The organism is Thioalkalivibrio sp. ALMg11 (genome assembly GCF_000377905.1).
Taxonomy (GTDB): domain Bacteria; phylum Pseudomonadota; class Gammaproteobacteria; order Ectothiorhodospirales; family Ectothiorhodospiraceae; genus Thioalkalivibrio.
The window spans coordinates 152,453-166,465 of sequence record NZ_KB898872.1; the positions used below are offsets into that span (position 1 = coordinate 152,453).

General features: G+C 67.7%; 13 protein-coding genes. 3 read left to right on the top strand and 10 right to left on the bottom strand.

The features are described 5' to 3' along the window. Positions 1-5: 5 nt before the first annotated feature. Positions 6-431, top strand: coding sequence for a DUF1841 family protein (locus tag D578_RS0103360; RefSeq protein WP_018948572.1), 426 nt, complete (start codon positions 6-8; stop codon positions 429-431). Here the strand turns inward: D578_RS0103360 and D578_RS0103365 are convergent. From D578_RS0103365 to D578_RS0103375, 3 genes are read right to left on the bottom strand one after another with little or no spacing between them, the layout of a single operon-like run. Then, a complete protein-coding gene (locus tag D578_RS0103365) occupies positions 409-3,576 on the bottom strand; it encodes an efflux RND transporter permease subunit (RefSeq protein WP_018948573.1) in 3,168 nt (1,055 codons plus the stop codon). The two genes, D578_RS0103360 and D578_RS0103365, sit on opposite strands and share 23 nt — an antisense overlap. Further along, positions 3,573-4,700: an efflux RND transporter periplasmic adaptor subunit gene (locus tag D578_RS0103370; protein WP_018948574.1), complete on the bottom strand. Its 1,128-nt coding sequence runs from the start codon at positions 4,698-4,700 to the stop codon at positions 3,573-3,575. Before D578_RS0103370 ends, D578_RS0103365 begins: the two co-directional genes overlap by 4 nt. A gap of 55 nt (positions 4,701-4,755) precedes the next feature. Beyond that, positions 4,756-5,214: a hypothetical protein gene (locus D578_RS0103375; RefSeq protein ID WP_018948575.1), complete on the bottom strand. Its 459-nt coding sequence runs from the start codon at positions 5,212-5,214 to the stop codon at positions 4,756-4,758. 157 nt (positions 5,215-5,371) lie between these two features. Between D578_RS0103375 and D578_RS0103380 the strand changes: the two genes are divergently transcribed. Continuing rightward, positions 5,372-5,803, top strand: coding sequence for an SRPBCC family protein (locus D578_RS0103380; protein WP_018948576.1), 432 nt, complete (start codon positions 5,372-5,374; stop codon positions 5,801-5,803). Positions 5,804-5,822: 19 nt separating this feature from the next. On the opposite strand, the gene D578_RS0103385 is transcribed toward D578_RS0103380, so the two are convergent. The 5 genes from D578_RS0103385 to D578_RS0103405 all read right to left on the bottom strand — a co-directional run bounded on the left by D578_RS0103385 (position 5,823) and on the right by D578_RS0103405 (position 11,342). Next, on the bottom strand, positions 5,823-7,190 hold the full coding sequence (locus D578_RS0103385; protein WP_018948577.1) for a YihY/virulence factor BrkB family protein: 1,368 nt from the start codon (positions 7,188-7,190) through the stop codon (positions 5,823-5,825). A gap of 38 nt (positions 7,191-7,228) precedes the next feature. Continuing rightward, positions 7,229-7,858 (bottom strand): YdbL family protein, encoded by a 630-nt coding sequence (locus tag D578_RS0103390; protein WP_042798333.1) that lies wholly within the window; start codon positions 7,856-7,858, stop codon positions 7,229-7,231. Positions 7,859-7,965: 107 nt separating this feature from the next. Continuing rightward, entirely contained in the window at positions 7,966-10,044 is a 2,079-nt protein-coding gene (locus D578_RS0103395; RefSeq protein ID WP_018948579.1) for a hypothetical protein, read from the bottom strand. Further along, positions 10,044-10,835 carry a YdcF family protein gene (locus D578_RS0103400; RefSeq protein ID WP_018948580.1) on the bottom strand — a complete coding sequence of 264 codons (792 nt, stop codon included), beginning with the start codon at positions 10,833-10,835 and terminating at the stop codon, positions 10,044-10,046. Before D578_RS0103400 ends, D578_RS0103395 begins: the two co-directional genes overlap by 1 nt. A 24-nt stretch (positions 10,836-10,859) precedes the next feature. Next, positions 10,860-11,342 carry a Crp/Fnr family transcriptional regulator gene (locus D578_RS0103405; protein ID WP_018948581.1) on the bottom strand — a complete coding sequence of 161 codons (483 nt, stop codon included), beginning with the start codon at positions 11,340-11,342 and terminating at the stop codon, positions 10,860-10,862. Positions 11,343-11,447: 105 nt separating this feature from the next. Here D578_RS0103405 and D578_RS0103410 point away from each other — a divergent pair, with 105 nt between their 5' ends. After that, complete coding sequence (locus tag D578_RS0103410; RefSeq protein WP_018948582.1) at positions 11,448-11,906, top strand: DUF6231 family protein; 459 nt, start codon at positions 11,448-11,450, stop codon at positions 11,904-11,906. Positions 11,907-11,933: 27 nt separating this feature from the next. Here the strand turns inward: D578_RS0103410 and D578_RS0103415 are convergent, their stop codons facing one another. Continuing rightward, positions 11,934-13,253, bottom strand: coding sequence for an MFS transporter (locus tag D578_RS0103415; RefSeq protein WP_018948583.1), 1,320 nt, complete (start codon positions 13,251-13,253; stop codon positions 11,934-11,936). Between the two features lie 22 nt (positions 13,254-13,275). Beyond that, positions 13,276-14,010, bottom strand: a complete 735-nt coding sequence (locus D578_RS0103420; protein WP_018948584.1) for an MBL fold metallo-hydrolase — start codon at positions 14,008-14,010, stop codon at positions 13,276-13,278. Between the last annotated feature and the right edge of the window lie 3 nt (positions 14,011-14,013).

The following is a 14,013-nucleotide window of genomic DNA, read 5'->3' on the forward strand; positions in this document are numbered from 1 at the left end:
ACCCCATGTACGGCAACCGCGACCAGATCCGCACCCAGTTCGTCGACGCCTGGCAAAAGGCCCAGGCCGGCGAGGCCCTGTCCGATCTGGAACAGCAACTGGTGGACGTGATCTCGGACCACCCCGAGTACCACAACTACCTGAAGGACCGCGAGACCGCGCTGACCGGCGAATTCCCGCCGGAGCTCGGCACCTCCAACCCGTTCCTACACATGGCGATGCACCTGAGCCTGCGCGATCAGGCACGCACCGACCGCCCGGCCGGCACCCGACAGCTGCACCAGGGCCTGTGTGCCCGCTTCGGCGTCATGGATGCCGAGCACCGGATGATGGAGTGCCTGGGCCAGATCCTGTGGGAAGCCCAGCGCAGCAACGCCGCGCCGGACGAGAACGCCTACCTCGAGTGCATCAAGCGCCTGGCGACCCGCTGACCGAGGAGCCCGCCGCGCTTGCGGACGTGGGCGGTCGATCCAGCCCCCACCGGTCCAGTAATACCAGCATGGCGGGCGTGAACAGCAGGGTCAGCGGGGTCGCGAACAACAGCCCTCCGGCGATGGCCGTGGCCAGCTGGACCCAGAACCCGGTGACCGGCGCGCCGACGTAGAAGTCCTGGCCGGAAAAGTCCACCGTCCACGCCAGGACCATCGGCAACAGCCCCAGGATGGTCGTAATCGCCGTCAGCAACACCGGGCGCATCCGCTGCGCGGCCGCGCGCAGGGCCGCCTCCGTCGCATCCAGCCTAAGCCTGCGCTGCTCGTTATAGGTATCGATTAACACGATGTTGTTGTTCACCACGATACCCGCGAGCGCCAGCACACCGATCCCGCTCATCACAATGCCGAAGGGCTCCCCGCGTACCAGCAACGCCAGCAGCACCCCGGCGGTAGAAAACACGATGGCCGAGAGCACCAGAAACGCTTGGGAGAAACGATTGAACTGGGTCACCATCATCGCGAGCATCAGGAACAGCGACAGCCCGAATGCCCTCAGCAGGAAGTTTGTGGCCTCGGCCTGCTCCTCGGCCTGACCGCGAAAGCGCAGACGTACCTCGCGGTCCAGCTCCAGCTCGGCCATCCGCGCCTGCAGCGCACGCTGGCGCTCGTCCACCAGATAGCCGGGGCCCGCATCCGCCTCCAGGGTGTAGGCCCGATCACCGTCACGGCGCTTGATCAGGCCGGTCGCCGGCACGGGCACCAGCTCGGCGAAATGGGCCAGCGGCACCAGTCCGGTCGCCCCCGGCAGGTTCAGGCCCGCCAGCTGCTGCAGGTGGCGCTGCGCAGCCGGCAAGCGCAGGCGAATATCGACCTCCTCGTCGCTGTAGTCGGGACGGTAGGTGCCCAGCAGGATCCCGCTGGTGACCAGTTGAACCCCCTCGCCCAGCAACGGGACATCGACCCCGAAACGAGCCGCCTGTTCACGATCGAAGCGCACCTCCAGCTCCACCCCGGGCAGGGGCAGATCGTCGGTCACGTCCACGAACCCGCCGAGGGCGTCCACCTCGGCGCGCAGCTGCCGGATCACGGGTGGGATCCGGTCGGGATCGGCACTGGCGGCCTCGACCACGATCGGGCGACCCTCGCTCGGTCCACGTTCCTGGGACCTGAACTGCAGGCGAATCCCCGGCAGGTCCGCGGTGCGCCGGCGCAGGTCTTCGATGATGGCCGAAGCCGGTGGCCGCTGCCGCCAGCCAATCAGCTCCAGCTGGATGACCCCGATCACGTCCTCGGCATAGTCGCCCTGCAGACGGCCCAGCTGGGTCCCGATGGTGCGCGCGTAGACGTGGCGGATCTCGGGCACGCCGCGCACGGCACCCTCCACCTGCCGGACCAGGGCGTCCGCCTCCCACACGGAGAGATCCCCGCGCGCCTGCACCTGGACCTGCACGAAGTCGGGCTCGACCTGCGGGAAGAACTCCACACCTTGGCCCTGCGTGGCATACAGCGCGTAGGCAACCACGACCACCGCGACCGTCCCGGCCAGCGTCCAGACGGGATGCCGCACCAGGGATTGCAACAGATGGATATAGGCCCGCGTAATCCCCTGCAATTCGTCGTAGCGTCCCTCCTCCGCCGCGCGCACGTAGCGCGTCTGCGCGGCGTTGATCGGCCGGCTCTGCCCGATCACCGCACCCAGCGCCGGGATAAAGACCAGCGCCATCGCCAGCGAGGCGATCAGGGTCACGATCACGGTGGCCGGCAGGTAGACGATGAACTCACCGACCATGCCGGGCCACAGCAGCATGGGCGCGAACACCGCCAGGGTGGTACCTATGGCCGTGGTAATCGGCCAGGCCATGCGCTGGGCGCCCGCGCGGAATGCATCCGCCCGGGCCATGCCCTCGGCGACATAGCGATCCGCCAGCTCGACGACCACGACTGCGCCGTCCACCAGCATGCCCACGACCAGGATCAGGCCAAACAGCACCACCACGTTCAGCGTGAAGCCCATCAGGTAGATCACCAGGATGCCGCCAAGGAAGGCCCCGGGGATCGCCATTCCCACCAGCAGCGCCGCCCGCGCACCCATCATGGCCAGGATCACCAGCGCCACGATCAGCACCGCGGTGATCACGCTGTTCTCCAGGTCCCCCAGCAGGTCATCCACATCCCGCGCCATGTCCTGCAGGTAGGTCACCTCCACCGCTTCCGGCCAGTCGGCCCGGGCGGCCTCGATGGTCGCCCGGGCAGCGGCCACGACCTCGAGGATATTGGCCTCGGAGGCCTTGCGGATCTCCAGCGAAACCGACGGCTGGCCATCGATCCGGGTGAAGCCCTCGGGATCTCGGTAGGTCTGGCGCACCTCCGCGACATCGCGAACCCGCACCACCGCATCGCCCTCCACGCGGATCGCGGTATCCAGCACGTCGTCGATATCATCGATCGTGCCCGGCACGCGCAGCGGAATACGTCCGGCACCGGTATCCAGCGCGCCGGCCGCCACCAGCCGGTTATTGCGCTCGATCGCGCGGGTCAGTTCGCTGAAGGACAGCTCATAGGTCTCCAGCACCAGCGGATCGACCAGGACCTCCATCTGCTCCTCGCGATCCCCGCCGACATCCGCCTCCAGCACCCCGGGGATCGCCTCGACCCGGTCGCGCAGCTCGCGCGCCAGGCGCACCAGCGCCCGCTCGTCCAGCGGCCCCGAGAGATTCAGCGTCAGCACCGGAAACAGCGACAGATCGACCTCGGAGACGCTCGGCTCCTCCGCACCGGCCGGCAGCTCGGGGCGCACCTGGTCGACCTCCTCGCGCAGGTCCGACAGCGCCTGGCGATTGTCCCAGCCCGGCTCGAAGTCCAGACGCACCAGGGCAAAACCCTCACCCGCCCAGGACTGCATCTCGTCCACCCCGGGCAGCGCCTGCAGCTCGCGTTCCAGCGGCCGCAGCATCAACCGCTCGGCGTCTTCCGGGCTGACCCCGGGATACGGCACCGAGACAAAGAAGATCGGGACATCGATCTCCGGTGCCGCCTCCTTGGGCACGATGTTGTAGGCGGTCGCCCCCAGCACCAGGATCAGCAGAAGAAAAAGCAGTACCGTCCGGGCATGTGCCACCGCCCAGGCGATCAGGGACCTCACGGCGCCGCCCCGTCCACCGATTCCGGCACCGCCGCCCCGGGGTCCGCCTCCGCCGCCTGCGGGCGCACCCGCTCGCCATCCGTCACGAAACCGTGGCCGATGGTGATCACCCGTGCCTGTTCGGGCAGGCCGGTCACCCAGACGCCATCGGCCGCGGCCCGGATCACCTCCACGGCGTGGAACACCACCCGATCCACCTCGTCGACCGTCTTCACGCCCACACGCCCGGCGTCATCCAGCCCCATCCAGGCCGGGGACAGCTTGTGCGCCTGCACCACAGCGGTCGGGATCTCGACGCCGGCACTGATACCCGACGGCAGTGCCTCGTCCGGGTTCGGCACGGCAATCTCGACGCGAAAGGTCTGCGTGCCCGATTCGGCCACGCGCGAAACGAACCGCACCTCGCCCTCGGCACGCCGTCGATCAAGGAAACGGATCCGCGCCGGCTGGCCCGGCTCGACCCGCCCGATCTGGTGCTGGGGTACATGCACCACCGCCAGGAGCGGGTCGTTGTCGACCACCTCTGCAACCGGGTCGCCGCGACTGACGAAGTCGCCGCGATCCGCCAGGCGCTGGTTCACGATGCCCGCGACGGGTGCGACGATCCGCGTGTTGCGGATGTCCAGCTCGATCGCCTCGAGCTCGGCCCGTGCGGCCTCGCGCTCCGCCTCGCGGGCCTCCAGTTGGGTACGCGAGACATGGCCCTGGTCGTGCAGGCGCTGGGCCGCCTCGTATTCGCTCTCCGCCCCGCGCAACCGGGCAATCGCCTGCCGCCGCCGCGCCTCGCGATCATCCATGCGCAGGTTCGCGAGTTCATCCCCCACATCCACCCGCGCCCCGCGGGCCACGGCCCATTCGGCGACTTGGCCGGCAGTCTCCGCGCGAACCATCACGCGCAGATCCGGTTCCACCCGCCCTTGCAGCACCAACAAACGCTCTACCGACTCGGCCGTGAGTTCCGTCACCGCCACCGCCATGGGCTGGGGGTCGCTTGCCTGCGGCGGCTCCTCCGCCTCGCGCCCGAGCATCCCGGAGACGATCCAGACCACCACGAGGATCAGAATGCCCAGAGCGATGAACAACCGGGACTGGGCGCGCAGGCGCTGCCAGACAGACCCGCTCATCGCTACACTTCCGGGCAGGTCCGGGTGGACCGCACCACCAACCCGGCCCCGGGTCTCACTGTGCACCGCCGAACAGCCGCTGCCACCAGCGTCGGCGGCTGCCGGTAGGCGGCACCGCGACCTCCAGGTCCACCGGCGGCACCCGCGACACGACCCAGCCCGGCAGGACCCGGAGCCCGGAGGAGCCGCAGCTGGAGCCGAGGTTGTTGGGATCGAAGATCTTCACGAACTCCGGATGCTCGCGGTCGTCGACGTATACGATCCCGCAGTAATCCTCGTCGTGATCACGCCGCAGCAGGGGGTCGACTTCGTCGATGAAACGCAGGAAGGTCTCCTGCGGCACCGGCTCGTCCGGGACCGCCTCCCCCACCGCATAGACGTACCAGCCCCCGTCCGCGTGCTCGCGCAGACGCGTCCAAAGGTGGTCCAGCTGTTCCCAGTACAGAATGCCGGTAGAACCGGCCTCGAATCGTTGCAGGAAGTCAGGTTCGGGACGTTGTTGCGCGGTGGACATCAAGGGCATCCGGGGGTCGCCAGCGTAAGCGAACATCGTAGGCCCCCACCCCGGGTGCGACAAGCCGGTGGAAGCCGATCCGGTCCGCACTTGCGTGGAACCCCGAACCCACGCCAGGCTCTTAGTCCAAAGAGCCGCCTACGAAGATGAATCCTCCATGCGTACAATCAGCCACTCCACCTCCCTGCGCGCCGAGCCGGATCGGGTCTTCGAGCTCCTGAGCCATGTCCCCAATTTCGTGGACCTGTGCGACCACGTGGAACATATCGAGCGGCTGGGCGATGACTGCTACCGCTGGACCATTCGCGCCGCCGGCATGCGCATGGGCTTCGACGTCGAGGTCTGCAGCGCCATCGCCCCCGAACACTTCGCCTGGCGCTCCATCCGCGGGGTTCACAATCGCGGCAGTTACCGGCTGACCCCGGATGGCGAGGGCCACACGCGGGTGGACTTCGAACTGGAGTACAAGCTGAATCCGATCCTGGATGCCGCCGTGCGACGCATGGCACAGTCGCTGGTGGAACGCGTATCGGGGCAGCTGATGGCCCGCGCCCAACAGCGCCTGGACGCCGAGGCGCCGCGCTCCTGACGGACCTTCAGGCGAGCCGTCAGGCGGTTTCCACCGCTCCGGAATGGCCGGCAGTCTCATTCAAAAGATCGCGCAGGGTGCGTCCATCGAGACGCTCCCGCCGCGCCACATCGATTTCCTTCAAAGTCGTCTCCACCGCCGAACTGCCACGCAAGCGGCGGATGGCGTGGTCGTCGGTGTCCGCGCGCAGGGCCTCCAGGATCTCGTCCACACGGATGGCGGCGAGATCCCGCGCCGGTACCAGCTGCTGCCCGTCCTCGCCCGCCTTCAACAGCAGCCCGGCCTCCTCCAGCCGGCGCGCGGAGCCCCCCAGGGCATTGCCCGGCACGGCCAGCGCCGCGGCGACCTCGTCCAGCGTCGGCGCCGGATGCCCGTCATGGAAGCGCTGGCCGACCTGCTGCATCAGGTGCAGGCCCATGCGCTCGCGCCCCGCGCCGGACAGGCGCAGGCGGATACCGCGCACGTTCATGTATTCCGGGTGCTGCACAAAGAAGGCGACGTTCGCGCCGATCAGCAGGATCAACCAGGCGAGATAGAGCCAGATCAGCAGCATGATCATGATCGCGAAGCTGGAGTAGATCGCCGCATAGCGGGTCGAACCCGCCACCATGTTGGCGAACACCCAGCCCACGCTCTGCCACAGCAGCCCCGCCACGATGGCCCCGATCAGCGCCGGGATCACCTTCACCCGGGTGTTCGGCACGAACACGTAGATAAAGGCAAAGGCGGCGATGATCAGGAGGTAGGGCACCAGCCGCGAGATCTCGGTGATCAGCATGCCGACGGGCCCGATCCCGGCAATCGTCTGCATGGCCGCCGACGACATCACGGTGGCGGTGACCCCCATGGCGGAGACCACCAGGACCGGGCCGATCAGGATCACCGACAGGTAGTTGGAGAAACGCTGGGCCAGGCTGCGGCTGTTCTCCACCCGCCAGATGGCGTTGAAGGCCAGCTCGATCTTCTGCACCAGTGCGATGACCGTGTAGACCAGGAACAGCAGACCCACGAACCCAAGCACGCCCACGCGCATGTTGTCGACAAACTCGAGCACGTTGTGGGCGATCTCCACCCCCTGTTCGCCCAGGGGCTCAAGCACGCCCAGCAGGAACGGCTCCACCGCGTTGTGGGCACCAAAGGCCTTGAGTACCGAGAACGACAGCGCCAGCAACGGCACCATCGACAGCAGCGTGGTGAAGACCAGGCTCATCGCGCGCAGTGTCAGCTGCCCCTCGGAGACCTCGCGCACCAGGGCGAAAACGCCGCGCACCATCCCGAGGGGGACGGCCTTCCAGCGCGGCAGCGCCGAAAGGTCCGTGTAATTGACCAGCTCCGTCAAGTGGCGGCGCCGGGCATCCAGGCGTTCGGCCCAGGCTACGCCGGCCACGCCTCACTCCCGTGGATGTGGGTTTCCTTCACGCGACGTTACTTCTGCTGCCACTGGCCGTTGCCGTCCTGATACCAGTAGCCCGAGGGGGCCTCTTCCACCCAGACGCGGGCAAAGGTCTCGCGGATCTGGCGTTCCCAGTCCGGACGGTCGTTGGCGCGGGCGATCTCGCGGTAGAGCGAATCGCGGTCCGAGTTCTCCTCGCTGACCAGGCGCTGCACGGTGCTGCGATCGCGCAGCGGGACTTCGGAGAGATCCCGGATCACTACATCTGCGTTGTTGCCGAAGCCAATTGCACCGCTGCGGAAATGCGGCGACAACTGCGGCCCCCGCTCACGCAGCGAGGCGCGGATGCGGTTGATGGCCGGGGTCTCGATCTGCAGGTCCGGGCTTTGTGCGGCAGCCGGGCTCACCAGGCGTGCCAGCACCCACACCAACACCGGCGCGGCGCTCGCCGTGCCCGCGTGACGCAGCTCCGACGTCGGCAGCTGCACACCGGGCTCGGACTCCGGTGCCGGCTCGGCCTCGGGCACCTGCAGCGCATCCCGCACGATGGCGCGGGCCGCCTCCTCCGCCGCCGCCGTGGGGAAATAGATATTGATGGTCACGCAACCCGCAAGCAGCGCGAACATCAGAGCCAGTCCCGGAACACTCCACAAAGCCTTCATGCCTGTCATCCCTTGTTCGGGCGGGTGAACCCCGCATGTGCCCAATCTACACCATCATCCTGAACCGTAACCAAACATCGCGTGATCCTTAATTGCCTCACGGGGCCCTATTGCACCACGGGGCCCTCGCCGCCCTGAATCGTCGCCAGGCGCTCAATCAACTCCGGCCAGTCCACCCGGCGGTTGTAGCCGATCACCTCGATCTGCGGCAGGCCACCACCCTTTACCAGTACGAACCCGCCGTCCGGGCGATCCTCGACGCCGGAAGCAGTGCACACGTCCCCGCGCAGTTCGCAGCGAAAGCCCAGGCGGCTATAGCTGAAATTCTCGAAAAAGCGCAGGAAGATCGACGAGGCCGCCGCCTGCAGGCCGCCACCCAGCTCGGTGATGTTCTCCACCGCCCGCTGGCTGATACGCCGCCGTCCCGGATCGTCCAATGGCGTCATCAGCTCCAGATCCATGTGCACCGGCGACCAGTCCACCATCACCAGATCGTTCACGTGCCCGGACAGCCGTCCCTGGATCCGTCCGATATCGAAGGCCCGGGTGACCAGCTCCAGGTCCAGGCGCTGGATCTGCGTCGACAGCCCGAGCTCCGGGGCATAGCCGAACAGATCGTGGATATAGACATCGCGCAGCACCACCTCGCCATCGAACACCTGGACCAGCAACCGCCCATCCACGTTCAGATCACCGTCCTCCAGGCGCACGCGCGGGATCATCCCGGCGACCTGCCCGGAGAAGCGGGGCCAGCCCAGGACCTCGGTCAGCGGCTCAAGACTGATCGCCCGAATCCCGCCCTGGAACTGCACGTCCGGCCCCGTCTCCGTCTGCTGCACGCTGAAGGCTCCGACCCGCAAGCCCCCATCGAGGATCGGGATCTCGGTCGCCTCCAGAAGCTCCAGCCCCTGTGGCTGGGTGCGCACCCGGGCCGCGAAGGCATCGAACGGCAGGCCGTACAGATGGGCGGCTTCAAAGCCGATTCGCCCGGGGCCACCCGGCACGGTGGCCGACCAGTCCAGTTCGCCCTGCGCACCGCTCACGCCAAAGCGCCCGCGCCGGTCCTGGGCCTCGACCCCGGACCATTCGACCCGGGCGTAGCGCGCTGCGGAGGCGTGCATTTCGACCTCGCCGGTCAGACGACCCGAGGCATCCAGTTCGCCCAACGCGGTCCCCACCAGCCAGGGCGACAGCAGGCTGTCGTAGATCACGCCCAACGCCCCGACTTCGCCCTGGAACTGACCATCCAGACCGTGTTCGGGCGCAAAGGCGAGGCCCTGTCCTTGCAGAGCGGCCGCGTCGCCATAATCCAGTGACAGCGAATCCGCCCGCACGGCCAGGCCCTCGCCATCCCCCACAACCCCCCGGGCCTCCAGCTCCACCGGGCCCTCGGCATCGAGATCGACAAACCAGGGGTCGACGAACACCACACCCGCTGTCAGCGCCAGATCGACATCCCAGCCGTCGGCGTCGCCCGTGAGGCGCAGCCGACCGTCCAGTTCTTCCCCGGCCTGCAGACCCAGATCGTCGCTAAAGGCGAGATCGTGTACTGCCAGGGTGGCTTCGGAACGCCCGCGTTCACGCCAGTGCAGCGCGAGATCCGCAGCGCCCTGCCCCAGATGCACGGGCAACTCCACCGGCAGACGCTCGGATCCGGCCAGGGCCGCCAGATTGATCCCCGCCAGATCGGCCCGAACATCCCAGCCGCGAGCGGGATCCAGCCGCACGTGGAAATCCCCTTGCGCCCCGAACCAGCCGGGCCACGCACCCGCCAGCGCAAACTCGCCCGTCTCGCGCCCCCAATACAGGCCCACTCGGGCACCTCGCAGGTGCAGATCCCCGGCATCGCCCCAAAGTTGCGCCGAATCGCAGCGGACCTCGGCACGACTCACCTGCAGATCACCACATTCCACACGCAGGTCTTGCAGGGTTCCGATTGGCTCGGGGAGTTCGACGCGATCCGCGCGGATCTCCAGGGACAGGCCGGCGCTCGTCCATTGCACCCGGGTGCTCAGGCCATGCGCGTCGAGATCTTCGCGCAACAGGGATTCGATCCGCAGATCCAGCTGGATGCCGCCATCGAACTCAGCCTCCGCATCCGTGGCCACGGCCACACCCGCCAGCAGGAAGAGCACCAGCCCGGCCGCCGCGCCATACAATCCCGGTGCACGGCGCGGCGCGAGCATCAGGCCGGGTCGCCCCGCTCCGGCAGACGATCGCGCAGCGGCCGCACCAGGCGGGCCAGCCATTCGCGCAGGGCAAAGCGCGACGTCTCCAGGGCATCGAGGGTCGGCAGGAAGTCCTCGACCCGCCGTGGATCGCTCGTGGGGCCGCGAAAGCCGGTCGGGGCCGGGTCGGCCGCCAGGCCCGCACGTTCGAAGCAGGCCAGGGCCCGAGGCATGTGCAGGGCCTGGGTCACCACCAGCACCCGCTGCACGTCGCTTTGCTGCAGGCGCTGGCGGGTATGCGTGGCGTTCTCGCAGGTGTTGCGCGACGTGCTCTCCAGCCAGCGCACCGGCACGCCCAGATCGGTTTGCAGGGCAGCCGCCATCAACTCGGCCTCGGAACGCCGCCCGGGCAACGCCCCCGGACGCCCGCCCGAGACCAGAAGCGGCAGCCCGCTATCGCGGTGCAGCCGCGCGGCATGGCGCAGGCGCTCGTGGGTCTGGGGGTTCAGGGCATCACGGCCGCCGTCCTCGGCGCGTCCGGGCCAGCGCCCGCCGCCCAGCACCACGATGGCATCGGCCCGTCCCACCGCGACCACGGCATCGCGCAGATCGCGCTCGATACTGTGTGCTAGCGGCTGGGCGACGACATTCAGGCTCGGTAGCACCAGCGCCAGCAGACCCAGCGCCAATAACGGCCGCCCCCCGCGCCAGTCGGCGCGCCAGAAGGCGACCCCGACCAGGGTCAGCGCAATCCCCAGCCCCGGGGGCAGCAGCAGGTATTCGACCGCCGTCTGCAGGGACGCGAGCACGACGCTCTCCGCCTGCGCCCCGCTTTACTTCTTGCCCGGGGAGTAGAGGTAGTGGGCGTAGGTGGCCACGTCCTCGGAAACCCGGCGGATCAGGTGATCCAGGCTGATGATGGCGAACTCCAGCAGGTTCACCGCGATGTACGGCTGTTCGACGCGCAGGCGGTCATACATGGACCGCGACAGACGCAGCAGGCGCGTGTTGTCACTCAGGGCGCGCATACGCACGCCGCGCGGCACGCGGTCGAAGAACGACATGGACCCGGCCAGCTCGCCGGTCTGCATGCGCCCGACCTCGATCTCCTGATTGCCGTCGTCGTGGTACAGCGCGGCGGTCCCGCTGACCACGAAGAACAACGACTCCCCGACCTCGCCGATATCGGCGATCACCTGCTTGTGATGGGTTTCCAGCACCTCCAGGTATTCGAGAAGGATCTCGACCTCGGCCGGCGTCAGCGAGGCCGAGATCGGGTGTTTGGAGAGGAATTCGGTCAGCAAATCCTTGGACATGGAGAGGCTTCCTTCTGACGGGTCCGCAGTAGAAGTGAGAGTACATTAGAGTATAACGAACGCGACCCCGGGACGGGGTGACGAAGACCAACGGGGAGGTACCGCTTGATCGACATCGATGCCCTGCGCCGCCACCTGCCGCGGCGCCTGCGCGACGGCCGGGCCGTCCTGCTCGTGGCTGACCCGGATCGCCAGGAAAGCCCTCCGGGCGTCGAGCAGGAGAGCGTCGCGGCATTTCTCGAGCACCCGCCCGGGCCGCGCGTGCCGCTGGTCCTGCTGCCGGATACTCTGAGCGCTCTGGACGTCACGACGGGACAACAGCTGCTCGGCGGGCTGCGCGACCGCTGGGCCGACGAGGTGCTCATCCTGCACCGCCGGGACGACGAACGCTGGGGCCTGAACGATTTCCTCGCCCTCGGCTTCCGCCACGACCCCGAGGCCGAGGCGGCCGCGCCGGACCACACGGTCTATCGCACCAGCCTGTACGACTACAAGCTCACCCCCGACTGGCTGAACGCCCGCTTCTGGGCCAACCCGGAGATGTGGGACAAGCGCCGCTGGTAGCAGCCCACCGAGGCAGACACGACACGCCTACTCGTCGTCCGGATTCAGGCGAGGATGCGTCTCCTCGCCCCACCACCAGACCACGGCACCGGAGGCGAACATCGCGATCACCACGAACCAGAAGCCCCAGACCACCGACCCGCCGACATGGGCCACGATGCCCAGCCCGAGGGCGCCTACCCCATAGCCAAGATCGCGCCAGAAGCGGTAAGTCCCGATCGCCGAACCGCGCCAGTTCGGATGCGCGATGTCCGCCACTGCCGCGCTCAGGTTGGGATACAGCAGCGCCATGCCGAGACCGGTCACCGCTGCCGCGAACGACCACCACAGCACGCCCTCTCCCAGCAGCGTCAACGCCACCCCGCCGCCGCAAATCCACATGCCCCAGATGATCGGCTGCCGCCGTCCGACGTGATCCGACAGGCGGCCGGTGATGAACTGCGAGCCGCCCCAGACGAAGCCGTAGATCCCGACCACCCAGCCAATCGCCGCCAGGCTGAGCCCCTGCTGGTACAGGAATACCGGATAGAACACCCACACCAGCGCATCCACGAACTTCTCGACCAGCCCCGCCTGACTGAACGCGGCCATGCGCCGGTCGCGCCAGGACATCAGCGTGAACACCTCCCAGGTGCTGGGCGTATCGGAGATATTCTTCGAATAACGCGGGATGGGCCCTGTGGACTGCCCGGCGGCATGCCGCGCGCCCTCGGCCTTCGCCCAGTCGAGGGTCTCGCGCACAAACAGCGCCGTCAGCACGATCGCCAGCGCGATCACTACCAGGCCAAAGATCAGCAGCCCCATGCGGGGGCCGTAGGCGGCCGCCATGTAGCCGGTCACGATCCCCGCCACGGCAACCCCGACATAGCCGGAGAACTCGTTCATCCCCATGGTGAAGCCGCGCTCGTCGGCACGGGTGATGTCCATCTTGGCCGTCTGGGTCATCGACCAGGCCAGGCCCTGGTTCACGCCCAGCAGCACGGTCGCGGCCACGATCCAGCTCCAGGAGGGTGCGTAGAGGATCATGAACGGGATCGGAATCGCCGCCACCCAGCCAAGCATCAGCACGGTCTTGCGGCCCAGCCGCTCGGACAGGCGCCCCGCGACAAAATTGAGCGCCCCCTTCACCACGCCGAAGGCGACCACGAACGCGGTCAGCATCATGAACGAGCCCTCGGCCACGCCGAACTCGCTCTCCGCCAGGGCCGGCACGACCGTACGCATCATTCCGATCGTCAGGCCGACAAAAAAGACCTGGATCAACTGCTGACCGAACTGCCCGAGGTTCTCCCGGATTCCATGGGTCAGGTGGGCATAGGCCTCCGCGGCCTTGTGATGGTCCGTCATGACGAGTCCCTTTTGTTGCGGATCAGGCCGCGATGTTCGCGGCAACGTAGGCATCCATCCCCGAAGGACGCGGCGGGATATCTCCGGTCAGAAATTCGACAAACGCCTCGCGGTCGCTGATCGCGAGCCCCGGGTTGAAGCGCTTTTCGAAGCCCAGGGTGGACGAGGGCTTGCCGGACAGGCCTGCGCCACAGACGCTCCCGGCATAATGGCCCGGGTATATCTCCAGCTCGTCCGGCAGACCCAGCAGGCGTTGATGCAGGCTGTCGAACATGCGCCCTGCCATCTCGCGCTCGCGCCCGGCCAGGTCGGGCCGCCCGATGCTTCCGATAAAAAGCGTATCGCCAGTCAGCACAAACCAGGGCTGATCGCCGCGACGCTTGTCGGTCACCAGCAGACACACGCTGTCCTCGGTATGCCCCGGGGTGTGGATCACCTCGACCTCGACATTCCCGGCCGCGATACGCTCGCCATCCTCCAACGCATGGAAGTCGAACTCGACCACCGAGCGATCCGACGCGTGGAGGCAATACTCGGCTCCGGCACGCCTTGCCAGATCACGGCCTCCGGAATAGTGGTCGGCATGGATATGCGTGTCGATCACATGAGTGATCGCGACACCCGCCTCGCGGGCCCGCTCCAGAAACCAGTCCTGGTCCCCGTCCACCACATCCACGGCAATCGCCTTCCCCAGCGATCCACAGCCGAACAGATAGGAAAGCGACGATTCCCGCGTGGGCAGCTGATGGAAAAACATGAC